This is a genomic window from Gelidibacter salicanalis (assembly GCF_007997285.1).
GTDB classification, from domain to species: Bacteria; Bacteroidota; Bacteroidia; order Flavobacteriales; family Flavobacteriaceae; genus Gelidibacter; species Gelidibacter salicanalis.
This window is the reverse complement of the sequence record NZ_VORX01000010.1, coordinates 84,631-104,178: the sequence shown is the minus strand read 5'-3', so window position 1 is coordinate 104,178 and position 19,548 is coordinate 84,631. Positions and strand designations below refer to the sequence as shown.

The following is a 19,548-nucleotide window of genomic DNA, read 5'->3' as shown; positions in this document are numbered from 1 at the left end:
TCGAAATCATGAACAATCTGGAGCTTAAATTCTTCCGAATAAATACGGTGCTTTTTTAAGGTTTTTAAATTTGCTTTCATAAGTTTACACTTTGATTAAAGTGGTCAACCTATATCAGGGACTTACATTTTTCTCCTCTCTCTATTCTCTTTTCTATCATCTAAGAGTGGTTACACAGAGTACAACAGAAGAAAAATTCGTGAAATTCGTGAAATTCGTGTCAAAAACTTTTCTCTAATCATCTGATACAACTCTAATCCAAAATTCGTAAATTAGTAACTATGAAAAACCTAATTCTTTATAGTGCGTTAATCTTTGTGTTCATTGGTTGTGGTTCTTCCAAAGAATTCACGGCACGGGATAATCAGGCGTATCAGAATTTGAAGGATTTAGTAGACTCCCAAACATTTGAAATTGTCTCTAACAGGGCCTCACCATTTGCCTCGGCAGCGTTTAGCCGCGTGGCCAACTCTCGGATTTTAGGTCCGGGTAACAGCGCGAATAATATTGATATTAGCGCGAATGCTAACAGATTGACAATCAAAGGAGACAGTATCAGCGGTTATTTACCTTTTTTTGGGGAACAGCATTTTGGCGGTGGTTATAACAATAATAAAACCAGCATTGAATTTGATGATGTGCCTAAAGATTTTCAAGTGATGCATGATGATCAAAAACACGCTGTAGAGATTCGTTTTAAGATTGACGATAAATATCGCAACAGTGAGCATTACGATATGATGATTATCTTATATCCAAATTTAAGAAGCACCATCAGAGTCCAGTCGACCACCAGGAGTTCTATAGAATATACTGGACGGGTAAGTGCATTGGAAGATGGTAAAGAATAGTAGGATTTCATATCCTATAAAATTCTATTTTACATAATATAAATTATAGAACAAATATGAATATTTAATGTCAGTTGGTTTTGATGCTTGAATCTGCTTTGAGTTATGATTATATATGTAAATGTTATCTTTATTGGATTCAATAGCATCAATCAAAAGTTATCTGATTAGTAAATAATTAAAAATTCTGTTATTATTGGTTCAAAACTTCATCAAACAATTTTTCGTCAAACAATCGTTTTTCAACAAATGCATATTATGAAGACCTATAGAAGATTATCTCAAATATATTTTAACAAAAAGATCTTGATATTTTTCTTTGATGACCTTACGTTTCAATTTCATCGTCGGTGTTAAATGTCCAGCTTCAATGGTCCATGCTTCAGGTGTGATTTCAAATTTCTTGATTTGCTCCCACTTCCCTAAACTTTCACCATACACATCAATATCCTTTTGAATTTGGGCAATATGGGTTTTATCGGTCGTAATATCGGTTATGATATGATTGTTCTTTTTTGCCCAATCGCTAACAAAGTCATAGTTGACTTGAATGAGTGCGGCAGGCATTTTATAGCCTTCGCCAATCACCATAATCTGTTCAATAAATGGCGACTGTTTCATCATATTTTCAATCATTGCTGGAGCAATATATTTGCCGCCAGAAGTTTTAAACATTTCTTTTTTTCGGTCCGTAATTTTTAGAGATCCATCATTACAAATTTCGCCGATATCACCTGTATGAAAAAAACCATCTTTTATAGCTTCATTGGTTTTTTCTTCATTTTTGTAATACCCCTTTAGAATATTTTTCCCTTTAACGAGAATTTCGCCATCTGTTGCGATCTTAACTTCTAAACCTGGCATTATTTTTCCTACGGTTCCCACTTTTACCCCACCTTTTTTATAGCTATTTAAAGAGATGACTCCAGAGGACTCCGTCATTCCATAACCTTCATATATTGGCAATCCTGCCGCAGTAAACACTTTTATTAAACGTTCTTGTAAAGGTGCAGAACCCGATATAAAAAATCGTAAATCGCCACCAAAAATAGCACGCCATTTACTATAAATTAATGTATCTGCTATTTTGTGTTTTAAGCCTCTTTTTTGCCCTATTTCAGTGTTTTCGGCTAGTCTTACTGCCCAGAAAAACAAACTTTTCTTTACACCTGAAAGCGCATTACCTTTTGCCATAATCTTATCATAAATTTTTTCTAATAAGCGAGGTACAATAGGTAAAAATACTGGCTTTACTTCTTGAAAGTTATCCACTAGCCTTTCAAGAGATTCCGCAAAATAAATCTCCATTCCCATGTACTGGTAATAATACGTTACTAGTCGCTCAAAAACATGGCTAATTGGTAAATAACTCAGCATTGGAAGGTAGGACTCTTGAAGATTTATAAGATCCTTACACGTCGTTGCCGTATGTAATAATTCTTCATGCGCAATCATGACACCTTTTGGAACTCCTGTGGTTCCGGAAGTATAAGCAATGGTTGCAAGGTCTTTTGGCGACACATTTGCCTTTCGTTGTTCGAGTTCTTTTTGATGATTTACGTTCTGACCTAAAGCTAACAAATGTTCCCAATTGTCAAGGCAAACAGTGTTATCAAAAGAAAAAATAGTAGCTACTTGCGTGTTTGGTTGTATTGCTTTTACTTTATTAAATAAATCTGTATTGGAAACGAAGCAAAATTTTGAATCGGAATGGTTTAAAATAAATTCATAATCTTTTGAAGACAATGTCGCATATAAGGGCACGTTAATTGCCCCAATTTGCAAAACTGCCATATCTAAAATATGCCATTCCACACAGTTTATTTCTGTTACTACAGCAATTTTATCGCCCGCTTGAACACCTAATTCTAGTAACGCAGTACTTATAGTATCAATTTGACTACAGTAATCTTGCGTGCTCAAAGACAACCAATTACCTCCTGTTTTTGTATTAAACGCCTTATCGTGTGGTGTATGTTTTAATTGATATGCTGGAATATCGAATAAACGCGTTAAGTTTTGTGGCATAATACAGATGGTCAGTGGTTAACTATAAGTTTTATAAGGCGAAGCATACGTTTTTATGGTGCTAACTTTAATGGTAGTCTTATTAAAAACGTTACGATCTTTTATGTGTTGATGTTCTGTTACTTCTTCTATCTCTAAAACTGGCGACAAACAGGTATCATGATTGGCACTTAAGGTTGTCCATTCATCTCTCGTTTTGGTTTTAAAAAGTGCTTCTAAATGGTTCTTAGGAAAAACACCATTGATTAATTCTAGTTCCGATGTTCTTTTCCAATCTGGTTTATCTACTAGGTCACAGAAGCCGTTCCAAAATTTCATTTCTAAAGCACCCAACGCAATCCATTTTCCGTCGGAAGTTTCATATACATTATAGTTAACAAGCATACCACTTAAAATTGGCGTTTGTTTGTATGAAGCGCCACCTTGAAGCATACTATGAGCAATAGCGTTTAAGGGGATAGTTGCATCTAACAAACTCAAATCGACATACTGTGGTTTATTCTGTAATTTTTGAGCTATGAGTCCAGAAGTACAAGCCGATACTAACATATACGAACCACCTGCAATATCTGCAATTTGAAACCCAGGAATAACAGGTTTTCCTTGCGCGTCTCTATTTAAATCTAACAAACCAGCAGTAGCCAAATAATTAAGATCATGACCTGCTTTGGTATGTAATGCTCCAGTTTGACCATAGCCTGTAACGGAGACATAAACAATGTTTGGGTTTATTGCCTTTACAGTCTCAAAATCTAAATTGAAACTTGCCATGGCACCAGGACGAAATTGCTCTATCAACACATCAGCAGAAGCTATTAAATCACTAACTTCTTTATAACCTTCCTCAGTTTCATAATCAACTATAAGCTGTTCTTTTGAATGATTCATAGCATGAAACATAACAGAACTTTCGTCAATTTTAGGTTCGTAAAATCGCGTATAATCTAAACGTTTTGGACTTTCAATCTTAATTACTTTTGCACCTAATTGACTTAATAGATGTGTGCCTAAAGGTCCTGGAAGTAATCTGGTAAAATCTAATACAGTAATGCCTTGTAATGGTTTTGATTCTTGCATTATTTTATAATTGAAGTTTAAAATCTGCTATTTACAACTACTGTTATTTCTTTTGTTGCTTACGCATGGCTTTCATTTGAGCAAATAACTCTTTAAACAAGCCTCTAGCCACTACTAATTTCATGATTTCATTGGTGCCAGCGTAAATACGTGCTACTCTATTATCGGCATATTGTCGTGCAATAGGATATTCCCACATATAACCATAGCCACCGAATAATTGTAGACATTCATCGACCACTTTACTATGCATATCTGTTGCTGAAAATTTTGCCATAGAAGCACTTTCAGCAGAGAGTTTACCTGCTATTAAATCTTCTGTACAACGGTCTATAAACGCTTGATGGATTTGTAAGAGTGTTGCAGCTTCCGCTAGTTTAAATTGGGTGTTTTGAAAGCCGGCAATGGGTTGCTTAAATGCTGTTCTTACAGACGTATACTCAATAGTATCTTCAATGGCTCCTTGTGCACCCCCGACCGCTGCTATAGCAACTGTTAATCGCTCACGTGCTAACTCTGTCATCATTATTTTAAAACCGTAGCCTTCTTTACCTAGCAAGTTTTCTTTAGGAACTTTGACGTTGTCAAAAAACAACTCACAAGTATCTTGTGCTTTCATTCCAATTTTTTTGAAAGGCACGCCTTTTTCAAAACCTTCCATTGCACTTTCCATAATTAATAATGAAACGCCTTCTTCAGGAGTACCGGAATTTGTTTTTACAGCAACAATAGACATATCTGACAAATAGCCATTAGTAATAAATGTTTTTTGTCCATTAACTACATAATGATCTCCTGCGTCTTTGGCTGTTGTCCGAAGTGCTTGTAAATCTGAACCACAGTTAGGCTCTGTCATTCCAATAGACGTGATCATTTCGCCTGTAGCCATAGGTGGCAAGTATTTCTCTTTTTGAGCATCTGTTCCCCATTTTAGGATATACGGTGCTACAATATCTGAATGCAATGAGTAGCCAGGGCCGCTGATTCCCTTTTTTGCTAGTTCTTCCATAAATAAAGCACTATAACTAAAATCGAGGCCAGAACCGCCATATTGCTCTGGCATATCGATACAAAGCAAACCTAAATCGCCTGCTCTTTTCCAAATTTCACGACTTACCATGCCTTTTTTTTCCCATTCCTCCGTTTGAGGCGCAAGCTCATTAGCAATAAAATCTTGAATCATGCCTTGCATCATTTTATGTTCTTCTGATGCATATATTTTTCGTTCTAATAATACGTTTTGTAACATAATTAGTTATTTAAAAATTAGTTTTTATAAAATACTCTTCCCTCTCCTGCTGCTTCAATACGCTTTACCAACGCATCTGGTAATTGAAAACGCTCGCCATATTTTTGTGCTAATGTATCTGCATAAGCTTTAAATTCCTTAGCACCAATATAATCGATGTAAGACATGACACCACCTGTATAAATTGGGAAACCAAGTCCTAAGATAGAACCAATATCAGCATCTCTAGGCTCACGCAATACACCACTATCTAAACACTTGTAAGAATCTATAACCATTGCGAATAATAATCGTTTACCAATTTCCTCTTCATCATAATCTGTTTGCTGTTTAAAAATAGTTGGCCATTCTTCCCATAAATATTTCTTTCCGCCTTCTGGATATTCATAAAATCCTTTTCCAGATTTTTTACTAACTCTACCGTGTTTATTCACAATAGTGTCAATGGTATCTTTTAATTCCTTTTCAAATTCAGTTAAATCAGGACTTTCGTTCATGATATCTAACATCAATTTTAGAGTGACTTCATCTGAAATAGCTAAAGGACCAATTGGCATACCAATTTTCTTGGCTACATTTTCTATAACCGCTGGTGGAATTCCTTCTGCTAACATCTTAATACCTTCGTTTACAAATTTTCCGAAGACACGAGAGGTAAAGAATCCACGTCCATCATTAACTACAATAGGTACTTTTTTAATTTTTGTGACATAGTCAATAGCAGCCGCAACTGTTTCATCAGATGTTTTTTCTCCCACGATAACTTCTACTAAAGGCATTTTATCCACTGGTGAGAAAAAATGCAAACCAATAAATTTTTCTGGTTTTTTTGATGCTTTTGCCAATGCTGTAATAGGTAATGTAGAGGTATTACTTGCGTAAATCACTGCATCTGCAATCACTGCTTCGGTTTCTTGTGTGACCTTATATTTAAGGTCTAAATTTTCAAAAACTGCTTCAATAATTAAGTCACAATCTTTTAAATCTTCAACTGAAGCTGTAGGTTGAATTTTATCTAATAAGGGCTTCGATTTGTCTTCGGTACTTCGTCCTTTTGCAATCTTATCCTGTTCTATTTTTGAAGAATAGCTTTTTCCTTTTTCGGCACCTTCCATAGAAACATCTTTAAGAACGACATCTAATCCAGCTTTTGCAGAAACATAGGCAATGCCTGCCCCCATCATTCCAGCACCTAAAACACCAACCTTTTTATAGGTCGTATTTTCAAAATCTTTTGGTTTGGCTTTTCCTTTGGCTGCATCACCTATAAAAATAAAAGCAGCTCTAATAATATTTTTCGTTTCTTTAGTGAACAAGGTATTTACAAAATAACGTGCTTCAACTTCTAAAGCTTTATCGATTCCTGTAGAACTTCCATGATAAATAGCGCTTAACACATTTTTAATATGTGGCAAATTACCATGGGTCGTTTTATATGCCATGGCATTAGATACCGAATAAAACTCCGTAAAACCAGATACTTGACCTATTCCATTTGGTGTTCCAAGCACTACAAAGCGCTTATCGTCCCAAGGTTGTTGCACTTCTGGATTTTTCAATATCCAATCTTTAGCTAATGCGTTAATATCGTCTTCAGGACTGCATATTTGATTGACTAAGGTATCTTTTAAGGCTTGCTCTGCTGTTAGTTTACGAGATTGAGTAATATATTCAATTGTTTTTCTGGGACCTAAAAGTCTTAAAAAACGTTGTGTACCACCTGCTCCAGGAAATAAACCAACAGAACATTCTACCAATCCTATTCTATTTGCTGGATGATTAAGCATAATGCGATGATTACAGGCCAAGGCAATCTCTAAACCACCACCTAAAGCCAATCCACTTATTGCAGCGACTATCGGTTTAGATGATAATTCCATTTGCCGCATGCTTTGATGCGTTTTTGCGAGCATATCATAGCAATCTTGTTTGGAACCATCAAAATTTAGAAACCATTTTAAATCACCTCCAGCAATAAAATCTCTTTTGGCAGAATTGATAACAATACCTTTTACAGTAGCGTCTTTAATGGCTTTATCGGTTGTTGCAAAAAATTCTGAAATGGTTTCTGCATTCATAATATTCACTGGCGAGTTTGCCACGTCCCAAGTAATAAAAGCAATCCCGTCTGTATCTATTGTATATTTTATATGTTGCATTATGTTTCTTTTTAAGCGTTTAAACACGTTCTATTATAGTTGCAGTTCCCATTCCTCCACCAACACATAGCGTTGCTAAAGCAGTGCTTTTATCTTGCTGCTCTAATTCATCTAAAGCAGTACCAAGAATCATACATCCAGTAGCACCTAATGGATGTCCCATTGCGATTGCTCCTCCATTTACATTTACAATAGAGTGATCAATTTTCATGTTTTCCATCAATCGCATTGGTACAACAGCAAAGGCTTCGTTAACTTCCCATAAATCGATGTCTGAAGCTGTCATCCCTGCTTTTTTTAATGCTTTTTTAGTTGCTGGTGTTGGACCTTCCAACATAATTAAAGGTTCGGAACCTATGATACTTCCCATTTTAATTTTCGCTCTTGGAGTGAGTCCTAATTTTTCTCCAATTTCTTTAGTACCAATTAGCATTAATGCCGCACCATCTACAAGTCCTGAAGAATTACCAGCATGATGTACATGTTTAATCCGTTCTATTTCAATATACGTATCTAAAGCCGTTTGGTTGAATAGCATCTCGCCCATTTTTTCAAACGACGGATTTAATTTTCCTAAAGCTTCTATGGTAGTGTTGGCACGAATATATTCGTCTATTGCTAAAATTTCGATACCATTTATATCAGTAACTGGGATTATGGATTTTTTGAATGCATTTTTAGACCAAGCAGCAGCGGCTCTATTTTGAGATGCCACTGCAAAACTATCCACGTCGTTACGTGAATAACCATATTTGGTAGCGATTAAATCGGCCGAAATTCCTTGTGGTACAAACTTACCGAAAGCAGCATCAGGTTCCATAACCCAAGCAGAACCGTCAATTCCCATAGGCACTCGCGACATAGATTCTACGCCGCCAGCAATAATTAAATCTGACCAACCTGATCTTACTCGAGCAGCTGCTTGATTTACTGCTTCTAAGCCAGAAGCACAATAACGGTTTAAAGATACTGCTGCTAAATGATCGCCATAATTTGCTACTTGTGCAGCAACTTTTGCAATATTCCCACCTTGCTCTCCTGCTTGTGTTACACAGCCTAAAACTAAATCTTCTACATACGATGTGTCTAAATTATTTCGTTCTTTCAGTGCTGACAGCAACGTTGTTACTAATTGTACTGGGCTTACTTGAGATAAGCTTCCTGCTTTTTTGCCGATTCCTCTAGGTGTTCTTACAGAATCATAAATATATGCATCCATTCCTTTTATTTTTTAAAATTACTAAGAGGTAACATATAGAATAAAAAAATATGTGACCACATGGTTACAAACTTAGACTAAAGAATTATATTTGTCAATAAAAACACTATAATTTTATTAACATCCTATAAATTGACGATAATTATTATAGATGTCAGCATATAAATCATTAAAAAAAAGCGAATATGACATATTTAGAAACCAATTATAATTTTGACTATTCGTCAGCGTCTATTCAAAAACTAATTGAAAAAATAAATGATAGCAGTACAAAGGAAACGCCGTTAGAATTTGCTTTAAAAGCCTATTATTATATTAGGGATGCTTGGCATTACAATCCTTATCGCTTTAGTTTGAAAGAAACCGATTGGATAGCGTCTGAAATTTGCACACATAAAAGTGGACATTGTTTGGATAAAGCTATCCTATTGATCACTGTTTTGCGCGGTAAAAACATTCCAGCCCGATTAGGATTAGCCAAAGTTAAAAATCATATTGCCGTAGATGATATTGTTGAAAAATTTGGTAACGACGTGCTTGTGCCACATGGTTATGTTGAAATGTACCTAGATGGCAAATGGTTAAAAGCAACACCAGCTTTTAATAAAACGCTATGTGAAAAATTGAACGTTCAACCCTTAGATTTTGATGGGAAAAATGATTCGTTGTTTCAAGCGTATGATAATTCAGGCACAACGGAATTTATGGAATATTTGGAAGATTATGGTACTTTTGACCACGTGCCTTTACCATATATGCTCGATTTAATGAAGGAAACTTATCCGTTATTACGAGATAGAACTATTGAATTGGGAATGGTACTAAACCTTAATGAATTATAATGAAGAAAGACAGAGCTGCAACAGAAGAAAAAATTTATGAAAGTTTTTTAAGCCTATTAGAGGAAAAAGGACCTCAAGCAGTAGGTATAAATGCTATTGCTAAAAAAGCAGGTGTTTCTAAGGAACTTATTTATCGTTATTATGGTGGATTAGAAGGTCTGCTCCTTCATCTGGCAAAAAAAGGAGATTTTTTTAAATCTATGCTTTCATTGCAGGACAGAGCGATAAATTCCACAGAAGCTCTCAAAGATTTTGCTAAAGCTGGAACGCAAGAACTACGTGAAAACAAACTCACGCAAGAAATTCTGCGCTGGCAATTACTTGAAAACAATGAAGCTACTCACGATTTATTTAAGTATAGCAATAAAGAAATGTCTAAAATGTTTGCTATTTCAGATAAGGATACTTCCTTAAATCATGCGTTTCAACTCATGATAGGTGGCTACATTTATTTTACACTGTTATCTAAATTCAATAAAAAGTTTATCACAACAGATTTATCTTCTCAAGAGTCTTGGGATAACTTTGATAAAGCGATTGAAAAAACGATTGATTTATTTAATAAGTAAAGGCTGAGATATCTTTTGATATGCACTTCAGCAACGTCTAATAACTTCATTCCAATAGCGTTTATCTCTTCTAATAATCTAACCTAAAAATTTATTTAAATTCTTCTGTTTTATTAGTAAAAAACCTTACTTTTGCCCACTTAATTATCAAGAATCTCATCAAGAGATAGCAACCTGCATTAACGAGCAAGGTGCTAAATATGATAAGCCAAATACTTTGGAAAAAACGTTATTCTCATTCCTAATTATTTGTTGTCATATTCAAGCTGAGATTCTGCAAACTAAGATTCATGACAGCTACATCACCTATCACACCAAGTTTTAAAGCTTTAATTCCTTTTTTTGTATTCATCACCACATTTTTAAGTGTTGGGATTATTCAAGATGATTTTTACGCACTACCCGCGCCTATTGCAGTTATTGCCGGGATTCTTGTGGCATTTTTAATGTTTAAACAATCGGTAAATTCTAAGATAGACACGCTATTAAAAGGTTGTGGCGATCCTAAAATTCTCACCATGTGCTTAATTTATTTACTCGCTGGTGCATTTGCCGCAGTCACAAAGGCCACCGGAAGTGTCGACACCATTGTTAATTTAGGAATGGATGTCATAAATGTGCAATACATTTATTTTGGAGTCTTCATTATTGCCGCTTTCTTATCGGTTTCAACCGGAACTTCTGTAGGGTCCATTGTAGCCTTAGCGCCAATAGTCATAGGTTTTTCAGATACGGGCGGTTTTTCTCTAGGAATTCTCTGTGGTGCATTATTGGGTGGCGCCATGTTTGGCGATAATTTATCGGTTATTTCTGATACCACCATTGCTTCCACCCAATCTTTGGGAGTTAAAATGAGCGATAAATTTAAGACGAATATAAAAATAGCCATTCCAGCAGCACTTGTCACCATTGGTATTCTTATCTACCAAGGCATACATCTCGACACGAATGCTTCTGAATCTGTGACCTATTCCTATTCGCTATTAAAAATCGCGCCTTACTTAATCGTGATAGGGTTATCGGTAATCGGGGTGAATGTATTTGTCACTTTAGTATTGGGCGTACTTACGGCCGGTATTTTAGGTCTATTTTATGGGGATTTCTCTATCATCCAATTTACCCGCATCGCCTATACAGGTTTTACTGATATGACCGAAATATTTTTACTCTCCTTATTAACAGGCGGATTGGCAGCGCTGGTAGCCTTTAACGGTGGCATCGAATTTATTCTGGTTAAAATAAAAACCTTGATACGAAATCAAAAATCGGCACAATTCGGAATTGCGGCATTAGTATCAAGCGTCAATTTCGCTATAGCCAATAATACAGTTGCTATTATAATTTCGGGCTCTATTGCAAAATCTATCAATGATGAATATAGCTTAGATAATAAACAGACGGCCTCTACATTGGACATTTTTGCGTGTATTACTCAAGGAATCTTACCCTATGGCGCACAAGTATTAATGATTTTAAGTCTCGCCAAGGGTCATATGACCTATGTGGATTTAATCTCTAATACATGGTATTTACTTTTTCTTTTCATTTCAACAGTACTATTTATTGTTCTCAGGAGAAATTCTAAAAGTTAATAATCGCCAGATTCATTAATTTAACGCAGATACGCTACCGCTAATGTTATCCTCCAAATTAGCATTCACATATAATACTTTGTTAAAAAAAGAATGAACATTCATTTTTGTTGTATATTTGCATTGTAAATAAATTAAACATGGCAACACTTCAAAAAAGTATAGACAAACGTAATGCACTTATTAAGGCCACTATTGAGTTGGTGAATAACAATGGCTTTCACGCCACACCAATGAGTAAGATTGCGAAAATGGCCAACGTTTCTCCGGCGACCATTTATTTGTATTTTGAAAATAAGCAAGACTTGGTCAATAAAACCTATATCGACGTTAAAGCACAATACACCAATTACGCCTTTGAAACTTATTCTTCTGATATGTCTGTAGAACGTGGTTTTGAGGTGATTTGGAAACGTATAGCTGATTTCAAACTCAACGCCTCTGAAAACGCAATGTTTCTGGCACAATGTGATAACACCCCAATTATCGACGAACCTATTTTACAGGAAGGGATTAAACATTTACAACCCCTACTCGACCTTTGGGAACGCGGTAAAAAAGAAGGGCTGATAAAAAACATGTCCAACTATTTATTGTACGCCTATGCCATCAATCCGCTGTCATTTTTAATGATGGCGCAAAAACGTGGCGCATTTCAATTGGATGCTTCACAACTAGAAGATGCCTATCAATTGGCGTGGAGCAGTATAAAAAACAACTAAAAAATTTAAAAGACATTTATGATGACGAAGACTATATTATTAAAAAACAGACCAAAAGGAACGCCTACAATTGCAGATTTCGAATTTGTAACAGAAGAGACAAATTTGACTATTGCTAATGGCGAGTTACTTCTAGAAACCCTATATGTTTCTGTTGATCCTTATTTAAGAGGTCGTATGAGCGAAGCAAAATCTTATGTGCCACCGTTTGAGCTTAACAAACCAATTCATTCAGGTGTTATAGCTAAGGTGACTGCTTCCAAAAACGAGCAATTTAAAGAAGGTGATTACGTGTCTGGCATGCTCGATTGGAAAACCCAACAAGTAAGCACTGGTGAAGGACTTTTAAAAGTCGATCCTTCTAAAGCACCTTTAAGTGCCTATCTAGGGATTTTGGGCATGACCGGCTTGACCGCTTATTTAGGTTTAACTCAAATAGGTAAACCTGTTGCGGGAGAGACACTTGTGGTTTCTGGAGCTGCTGGAGCGGTAGGTTCCGTTGTTGGTCAAATAGGAAAAATTCTAGGACTACGCGTTATTGGTATTGCAGGCACGGACGAAAAGGTTGAGATGTTAACATCAAAATTTGGCTTTGACGCAGGCATCAATTACAACACCACAGAAAATATGGTCGCTGCAATACAACAAGCCGCACCAGACGGTGTTGATATTTATTATGATAACGTTGGCGGAACAATTTCTGATGCCGTGTTATTTAACATCAATAAATTTGCAAGAATGGTCATCTGTGGCGCTATCTCAGCGTATAACAACACTGAATTGCCAAAAGGCTTAAGTGTGCAGCCATTTTTAGTCAAAAAGAGCGCGCTCATGCAAGGGTTTATCGTTTCAAATTATGCTGAAAAATTCCCAGAAACCATGAAACAATTATCAGGATGGTTGGCTGAAGACAAATTGACCTACACAGAAACTGTTGTAGAAGGTTTTGACAATATCCCAACAGCTTTTATCGACTTATTTGAAGGTAAAAACACGGGGAAAATGATTGTCAAAATATAATTAACTAAAAGAAAGACACAAAATAATGAACAATTTTGAATTTAAAAACCCAACCAAAATAATTTTTGGAAAGGACACGATAGCAAAACTAGAAAATGAAATCCCACAAGACGCTAAAGTATTACTACTTTATGGTGGCGGCAGTATTAAGAAAAACGGGATTTATGAGCAAGTTAAGTCCGCTATAAAAAACCTGAAAGTGGTTGAATTTGGTGGCATCCCTGCCAATCCGGAATACGCCGTTTTGATGGACGCCTTAAAAATTATTAAGGATGAAGAGATTACCTATTTACTCGCTGTTGGCGGAGGCTCGGTGATTGATGGTACCAAGATTTTATCGGCTGCTGCCCTATTTGAAGGCGACATCCCTTGGGATATTTTAAGCAAAGGCATCAAAACTGAAAAAGGCATGCCTTTTGGAACGGTATTGACTTTGCCAGCAACAGGTTCAGAAATGAATTCGGGAGCCGTAATTACCAGAGCAGAAACTAAAGAAAAACGTACCATGGGCGGGCCTGGATTGTTTCCGGAGTTTTCCATTTTAGATCCTCAGGTGATCAGTTCGATTCCTCAACGTCAATTGGCCAACGGATTGACCGATGCCTTTACCCACGTGCTAGAACAGTATATGACCTATCCTAACGGCGCACTATTACAAGATCGTTTTGCAGAAAGTGTTTTACAAACCATCATTGAAGTAGCTCCAAAAGTATTAAAAGATCCTACAGATTACAAGGCGGCTGCGGATTTTATGTGGAGTTGTACAATGGCTTTAAACGGACTGCTACAAAAAGGAGTTCCTACAGATTGGGCAGTACATGCTATGGGCCATGAATTAACCGCACTATTCGGAATAGACCATGCGCGAACTTTGGCAGTCATAGCACCAAGTCATTACAAGTATAATTTTGAAGCTAAAAAAGAAAAATTAGCACAGTATGGTGAACGTGTATGGAATATCACTGAAGGCAGTACCGACGACAAAGCTTATGCAGCTATTGAACGTACCGTAGCATTTTTCCACGAATTAGGCATAGACACCAAACTTTCTGATTATACTAAAGATTACGAAGGCACCGCCGAAACCATTTCGAAACGTTTTACAGAACGTGGCTGGTTAGGATTAGGAGAACACCAGACCCTGTCGCCAGACAAGGTTGAGAAGATTGTTAAAATGGCTTATTAATTTTAGATATGAAGCTATTACAATCATTAGCAATTGTTTTGACTATCGTTATGGCGTCAAGTTGTAAGGATAGTCAAAACGAAAAAACTTCTGAAAGCGTTTCAGAAGCACAAACAGACATTAAAAAAGACAAAAAGATGAACATTTTATTTGTATTAACATCTCACGATCAATTAGGAGATACCGGAAAGAAAACAGGGTTTTGGGTTGAAGAATTTGCCAACCCATATTATACTTTATTAGACAAAGGTGCTACTATTACTATCGCCACGCCAAAAGGTGGTGCTGCACCAATCGACCCTACTAGTGATGCGCCAGATGCTGCTACAGAAGCGACGAAGCGTTTTGATAAAGATGCCGAAGCGCAGAAATTAATTGCAAACACCAAAGTATTAGCGGATATGAATCCGGATGATTTTGATGCCGTATTTTATCCAGGTGGTCATGGTCCGTTATGGGATTTAGCTACTGATAAAACTTCAATTACCCTGATTGAAAAATTTAACAGTCAAAAGAAACCTATCGCTTTTGTATGTCATGCACCTGCGGCTTTAAAAGACGTGAAAGATGCGGAAGGCAATCCATTAGTCAAAGGCAAAAAAGTAACTGGTTTTACAAATACTGAGGAAGCTGCAGTTCAATTGACGGATATCGTGCCATTTTTAGTGGAAGATATGCTGACTAAAAACGGTGGTATCTATTCTAAAAAAGAAGATTGGGCAGCTTATGCCATTCAAGATGGGAATTTAATTACAGGTCAAAATCCTGCATCTTCGGAATTGGTAGCAAAAAAGTTATTGGAAAATTTGAAATAATCTTTCAATTATTTTAAACATCAAAAAAGGCTGTCTTATAAATAGGACAGCCTTTTTTAATTTCCTGTACCTTACACAAAAAATGGTTATAGTGTAATTTGTACATTTTTAGTTGTTTTCCCTTTTTTTAATATGACCTCAAATACAAAGATTGGTGTTTCATTTACAGCATAATCAATGGTGTAGTGAATTTTATGAAATTCCCAACCTGGGTATTCTTTTGCCAAATCGCTGCTAAGCTCATAGGGCATTCTTACATTTTCATAAAACTCTTCACATTTAGTAATGGTCCCATCATGATCATAAATGGCTTTAATATAATTCTCAGCCGATTTAAAAACTACTGAATACGTTTGTGATGTCTTCGCATTGTAAATAGACAATGCACTAATGTCATAGTTGGCGGCAATCGATTGTAATGTTGTGACGCGAACGGCTTCAGATTGTAAGGTCATTTCAGATAAATACTGGCCGTTTTTTAGAACGGGTTTTTCAGATGTTACGCTGTGGCTATACTCAGGTGTAACCATTGCAAAATCATTTTGTGCGGACATAAGGCTGGTCAATCCTAAAAATACTAAACCGAGGATACGTGTTTTCATGAGTGTAAGGTTTTAAAATTAAACGAATGTGTGACGCTATAAACACTTAGGAAATTTGAGGTATGAACTCTGATTTTAGGAAAGTACTAAATTAGAAGAGATAGACTTATAATCTATGAAATTGGTATAGACAGCTGATGCACAAGCTATAGACAATTAATAGACATGTGGTAATTTTCGATTTTAAATAGCTATTTTATAGCGGATTACAAATTCTGAATGAACGTATCCAAATCCACATCTTCAGAAAGATCTAATTTTTTTCTTAGCCGATAACGACTTGTATTGAGGGAAGCCATTGTAATATTTTGAAGTGTAGCAATACTTCTACTTTCAATCTTTAGTCGAATTAGAGAAGACAATCTAATTTCATTTTTGCTTAAGTTAGGATACAGCGTCGTCAGTTTACTATAGAACGCATCGCTTAACTTGTCTAAGCGCTCGAAGAATTCTTGAGAATCACTGTCAAAGCTTATTTTATTTTTAATGTCCTGATTTAAGGATTCCAAGAGCACTTCACGATCTTCAGGATTGGAAGTTTTAATCGCTTCCAACTGTTCTGCGAGGTGTTTGGTCCAGTCTTGATTTTGGGTCAAGCTAATAGCAAAATCTGATAAGTCGCGTTCTTTAGATTTAATTTCAGAATGTAGCTGCTTTACCTTTAAGGCTGAGTTTTCCAAGTGTTGTTCTGCTAGCAATTGTTTGTTCTTGGCATTGATCAGATGTTGGCGTCTGCTTAAAAATAAAATCAATAGAATTAATATAAACACAGAAGAGACCAACCCGATTAATCTTAATTTTCCACGTTGACTATTAATTTTATCTTCCTTTTCCAATTGATCAATCTTAAAATTAAGCGCAATCCTATCGATAGTGACGTCATTAAACTCCTCTTGCCAACGCTTATCAGTTATGGCCGCAACTTTATAAATACTATCTGCATAAGCATTAATGCGCCTTGCAGTAGCATAAGCCGCGTCAATTTTATGTTGTTCTTGTAATAGAAGTTGCTTCGCATTCAAGAATTCTAAGTACGATTGCGGATTTATTAAGTTTGAATTTTCCTGATGTGTCACAATCTTTTCCAATGCTTTAAAAACCTGCTCAGCTTCGTTTAGCTTGTTTAAATGAATGTTACTGGTTACCAATTGTGCGCCTGCACTGATTAACCGCGGAATATCCTTTTCAAACGTGCCTTCATTGAACGTGGAATTATAAAAATCAAAATTGAGTGCATATAGCGGTTGTGCTTTTTCGTGAAGATTTTGTTCCACATAAACATCTGCAATATTATCGCGAATACTCCCGATTAACGTATGCTTAGGGAATTTGGATTCCGTGATTTGATACGCTTTTTGAAAATAATGAAGCGCTGAATCCAATTCCTTTTTATGCCAATATAAGAGCAATCCATAATTGTTAATGGCTGAAGGATAATATAAATTATCAAGATTTCTGGTGAAGTCCATATTCAGTTGGTGCTGTTTTTTAGCGCTATCAAATTGGCCAAGATTCGCATAATTTTCAGCAAGAACACTGTGTGCATAAAACCGCATCACGTTAAAACCTTTTCGATCTTCCGGTGAGAGTTCATGTTCTACTAATTTATAATGGCGGAAAAAGGCTTTATAGGATCTAATAGATTCTTTCGGAAAACCAATGTCTTTAAACCAATTACCCGAATGCAGATAACTATTCAGTACAAAAACATGATGTCCTTTAATATGAGTTAAGAGGTCCATACGCTTAAAATGCATGGACAAATAATTTTGCAATTGGGTTTCATTAAATGATGTACGCCTAAATGTTTTTATATCGTCTTCAGGAAATGAAATTGCCATAGAATCACTGATGGCTTTATATTGATTGTATGCCTCATCACTAGACAATGCTGCATTCTGTGCACACAAATGAGCATTTGAAAACCATAGGCACAGCAACATTGATAAATAATACTGTTTCAACTTAGATGATGTATAAACATTAGTACCTCTAAAGATAAATATTTATAAACTCTAAACCTTTGACAATCAATAATATTACAATTACGTATACTGCTCAGTTGATGGGCTTTCAATCATCTATTTAGAGCACCTTGCCAGTTATATTACAAGGTCATCACACTTTAATATTCTGATTTACTCTAAACAGATTTTCAGGATCATAAACGCGTTTGATTTTGACCAATCGCTCATAATTATGTTTATAACTAGCTTTTACACGGTCTTCACCCTCCTCCATCATAAAATTGGAATACGCACCACCGGCAGAAAAAGGATGTAAGGCATTATAATAGTCTTTACACCAATCCGTAATTTTACTTGCATTTGCCGGATCAGGATCTACGCCAACATATACTCCTGCATACTTGGCATCTCTATAGGCCCATGGCGTTTCGTCCGCTCCTACTCTACTTGCAGCTCCGGATATAGGGTATAGATGCATTTGAGATAAAGATGTTGGTATTTTCGATCCAAATTTTAAATGTTGCGCTCTTACTTCTGGGCCTAATTCATTAAAAAAGTCTGCTCTCCAATACCATTGAAGGCCTTTTGGTAATAACTCATCGAAGAGGGTTTGTAATGCAGGATAAGGCATTTCTCCAACATGGGCGAACACTGGATTTTGATCTAATACTGGTTTAAATATTTGGTCAAATTTATCGGGATTTCCCACATAACACCATACAATTCCACAGAACATTTTATTGTGTAAATGTTCAGGAAATGGCGATTCCGGAATGATCATCGTAGCAATAAACCCATTTAAATCTTCTGAAACGTTTTGAATGAAACCATTGTACCACGACATGACTTCCTCTACCTTTTCAATGGGCCATAAGGTTGGGCCTCCCATGATCATTTTAACGGGGTGCGCTTGAAATTTAAAGGAGGTCACCACACCAAAATTCCCACCACCACCGCGGATAGCCCAAAATAAATCGGTATTTTCTTTAGCGTTAACAGTTACAAATTTTCCATCTGCCAATACCATTTCAGCTTCCAATAAATTATCAATCGTCAATCCGTATTTTCGTGTCAAATATCCTATTCCACCACCAAGCGTAAGTCCGCCCACACCGGTGGTAGAAATCATTCCGGAAGGAATTGCTAAGCCAAACTCATGGGTCACCTGATCAACTTCGTTCCAAATATTACCACCCCCTACTTTAACGGTGTTGTTGGAAGTATCTACATCCACAAATTTAATTCCTGATAAATCGATGACCAATCCGTCAGTACATAATCCCAATCCTGCGCCATTATGGCCACCGCCTCTTATGGCCACCAACAGATTGTTGACTCTACCAAAATTTACAGCGGCCATGACATCGTCAGCGTTTTCACACATTGCGAATAGTCCAGGTCGTTTATCGATCATAGCGTTATACACCTCTCGGGTTTCATCATAATTTCCATCTGATGGCACAATGACGCGACCGTTTAATTGTTCTACAAAGGCTTTTATTATTTGAGGTGAAATTTCTTTTATCGCAGTTTTCATCATATTTGGATTTTAAACTATTACTATTTTATTTGGTTTATAGCAAATGTAGATGAGATTAACCGTCTTCAAATCAACATATTGACCAAATTAAAAGACTTTTAGACCAAGAT

16 protein-coding genes and 1 riboswitch are annotated in these 19,548 nt (G+C 36.2%); of the genes, 8 read left to right on the top strand and 8 right to left on the bottom strand.

Annotated features, from left to right (window positions below; translation table 11 throughout):
* The first annotated feature begins 281 nt into the window (after positions 1-281).
* Entirely contained in the window at positions 282-851 is a 570-nt protein-coding gene (locus ES711_RS15505; protein WP_146894217.1) for a DUF4251 domain-containing protein, read from the top strand.
* Between the two features lie 276 nt (positions 852-1,127).
* Here the strand turns inward: ES711_RS15505 and ES711_RS15500 are convergent, their stop codons facing one another.
* Genes ES711_RS15500 through ES711_RS15480 form a run of 5 tightly spaced genes read right to left on the bottom strand, consistent with a single transcriptional unit; the run spans position 1,128 to position 8,583 of the window.
* Positions 1,128-2,879, bottom strand: coding sequence for an AMP-dependent synthetase/ligase (locus tag ES711_RS15500; RefSeq protein ID WP_146894216.1), 1,752 nt, complete (start codon positions 2,877-2,879; stop codon positions 1,128-1,130).
* An 18-nt stretch (positions 2,880-2,897) separates the two neighbouring features.
* Entirely contained in the window at positions 2,898-3,956 is a 1,059-nt protein-coding gene (locus tag ES711_RS15495) for a CaiB/BaiF CoA transferase family protein (RefSeq protein WP_146894215.1), read from the bottom strand.
* 43 nt (positions 3,957-3,999) lie between these two features.
* The gene (locus ES711_RS15490; protein ID WP_146894214.1) at positions 4,000-5,205 is read right to left on the bottom strand and encodes an acyl-CoA dehydrogenase family protein; all 1,206 of its coding nucleotides are present in this window, start codon (positions 5,203-5,205) and stop codon (positions 4,000-4,002) included.
* Between the two features lie 17 nt (positions 5,206-5,222).
* Positions 5,223-7,391 carry a 3-hydroxyacyl-CoA dehydrogenase NAD-binding domain-containing protein gene (locus ES711_RS15485; protein ID WP_246139218.1) on the bottom strand — a complete coding sequence of 723 codons (2,169 nt, stop codon included), beginning with the start codon at positions 7,389-7,391 and terminating at the stop codon, positions 5,223-5,225.
* On the bottom strand, positions 7,384-8,583 hold the full coding sequence (locus ES711_RS15480) for an acetyl-CoA C-acetyltransferase (RefSeq protein ID WP_146894213.1): 1,200 nt from the start codon (positions 8,581-8,583) through the stop codon (positions 7,384-7,386). The genes ES711_RS15485 and ES711_RS15480 overlap by 8 nt, the downstream gene beginning before the upstream one ends.
* Positions 8,584-8,768: 185 nt before the next feature.
* On the opposite strand from ES711_RS15480, the gene ES711_RS15475 reads away from it, so the two are divergent.
* From ES711_RS15475 to ES711_RS15445, 7 genes are all read left to right on the top strand, one after another.
* A complete protein-coding gene (locus tag ES711_RS15475) occupies positions 8,769-9,425 on the top strand; it encodes a transglutaminase-like domain-containing protein (protein ID WP_146894212.1) in 657 nt (218 codons plus the stop codon).
* Positions 9,425-9,994, top strand: coding sequence for a TetR/AcrR family transcriptional regulator (locus tag ES711_RS15470; RefSeq protein WP_146894211.1), 570 nt, complete (start codon positions 9,425-9,427; stop codon positions 9,992-9,994). The genes ES711_RS15475 and ES711_RS15470 overlap by 1 nt, the downstream gene beginning before the upstream one ends.
* A 139-nt stretch (positions 9,995-10,133) precedes the next feature.
* Positions 10,134-10,231, top strand: a riboswitch (SAM-I-IV-variant riboswitch).
* Positions 10,232-10,284: 53 nt separating this feature from the next.
* A complete protein-coding gene (locus tag ES711_RS15465; RefSeq protein ID WP_146894210.1) occupies positions 10,285-11,586 on the top strand; it encodes a Na+/H+ antiporter NhaC family protein in 1,302 nt (433 codons plus the stop codon).
* A 140-nt stretch (positions 11,587-11,726) separates the two neighbouring features.
* On the top strand, positions 11,727-12,308 hold the full coding sequence (locus tag ES711_RS15460; RefSeq protein ID WP_146894209.1) for a TetR/AcrR family transcriptional regulator: 582 nt from the start codon (positions 11,727-11,729) through the stop codon (positions 12,306-12,308).
* A 21-nt stretch (positions 12,309-12,329) separates the two neighbouring features.
* Positions 12,330-13,328, top strand: coding sequence for an NADP-dependent oxidoreductase (locus ES711_RS15455; RefSeq protein WP_146894225.1), 999 nt, complete (start codon positions 12,330-12,332; stop codon positions 13,326-13,328).
* 25 nt (positions 13,329-13,353) lie between these two features.
* Entirely contained in the window at positions 13,354-14,514 is a 1,161-nt protein-coding gene (locus ES711_RS15450; protein ID WP_146894208.1) for an iron-containing alcohol dehydrogenase, read from the top strand.
* Positions 14,515-14,522: 8 nt separating this feature from the next.
* Positions 14,523-15,329, top strand: coding sequence for a type 1 glutamine amidotransferase domain-containing protein (locus tag ES711_RS15445; RefSeq protein ID WP_211363134.1), 807 nt, complete (start codon positions 14,523-14,525; stop codon positions 15,327-15,329).
* Positions 15,330-15,415: 86 nt separating this feature from the next.
* Here ES711_RS15445 and ES711_RS15440 read toward each other — a convergent pair whose 3' ends face one another.
* The 3 genes from ES711_RS15440 to ES711_RS15430 all read right to left on the bottom strand — a co-directional run bounded on the left by ES711_RS15440 (position 15,416) and on the right by ES711_RS15430 (position 19,438).
* Positions 15,416-15,931 (bottom strand): hypothetical protein, encoded by a 516-nt coding sequence (locus tag ES711_RS15440; protein ID WP_146894207.1) that lies wholly within the window; start codon positions 15,929-15,931, stop codon positions 15,416-15,418.
* Positions 15,932-16,137: 206 nt separating this feature from the next.
* A complete protein-coding gene (locus ES711_RS15435) occupies positions 16,138-17,841 on the bottom strand; it encodes a tetratricopeptide repeat protein (protein ID WP_170245288.1) in 1,704 nt (567 codons plus the stop codon).
* A gap of 208 nt (positions 17,842-18,049) precedes the next feature.
* The gene (locus tag ES711_RS15430; RefSeq protein WP_317129881.1) at positions 18,050-19,438 is read right to left on the bottom strand and encodes an FAD-binding oxidoreductase; all 1,389 of its coding nucleotides are present in this window, start codon (positions 19,436-19,438) and stop codon (positions 18,050-18,052) included.
* Positions 19,439-19,548: the final 110 nt, after the last annotated feature.

Bases quoted from the DNA above. Each gene is read 5' to 3' on its own strand.
- ES711_RS15505 (WP_146894217.1), top strand. From the start codon at position 282: ATGAAAAACCTAATTCTTTATAGTGCGTTAATCTTTGTGTTCATTGGT.
- ES711_RS15500 (WP_146894216.1), bottom strand. From the start codon at position 2,879: ATGCCACAAAACTTAACGCGTTTATTCGATATTCCAGCATATCAATTA.
- ES711_RS15465 (WP_146894210.1), top strand. From the start codon at position 10,285: ATGACAGCTACATCACCTATCACACCAAGTTTTAAAGCTTTAATTCCT.
- ES711_RS15480 (WP_146894213.1), bottom strand. From the start codon at position 8,583: ATGGATGCATATATTTATGATTCTGTAAGAACACCTAGAGGAATCGGC.
- ES711_RS15470 (WP_146894211.1), top strand. From the start codon at position 9,425: ATGAAGAAAGACAGAGCTGCAACAGAAGAAAAAATTTATGAAAGTTTT.
- ES711_RS15430 (WP_317129881.1), bottom strand. From the start codon at position 19,438: ATGATGAAAACTGCGATAAAAGAAATTTCACCTCAAATAATAAAAGCC.
- ES711_RS15440 (WP_146894207.1), bottom strand. From the start codon at position 15,931: ATGAAAACACGTATCCTCGGTTTAGTATTTTTAGGATTGACCAGCCTT.
- ES711_RS15445 (WP_211363134.1), top strand. From the start codon at position 14,523: ATGAAGCTATTACAATCATTAGCAATTGTTTTGACTATCGTTATGGCG.
- ES711_RS15455 (WP_146894225.1), top strand. From the start codon at position 12,330: ATGACGAAGACTATATTATTAAAAAACAGACCAAAAGGAACGCCTACA.
- ES711_RS15475 (WP_146894212.1), top strand. From the start codon at position 8,769: ATGACATATTTAGAAACCAATTATAATTTTGACTATTCGTCAGCGTCT.
- ES711_RS15495 (WP_146894215.1), bottom strand. From the start codon at position 3,956: ATGCAAGAATCAAAACCATTACAAGGCATTACTGTATTAGATTTTACC.
- ES711_RS15490 (WP_146894214.1), bottom strand. From the start codon at position 5,205: ATGTTACAAAACGTATTATTAGAACGAAAAATATATGCATCAGAAGAA.
- ES711_RS15450 (WP_146894208.1), top strand. From the start codon at position 13,354: ATGAACAATTTTGAATTTAAAAACCCAACCAAAATAATTTTTGGAAAG.
- ES711_RS15460 (WP_146894209.1), top strand. From the start codon at position 11,727: ATGGCAACACTTCAAAAAAGTATAGACAAACGTAATGCACTTATTAAG.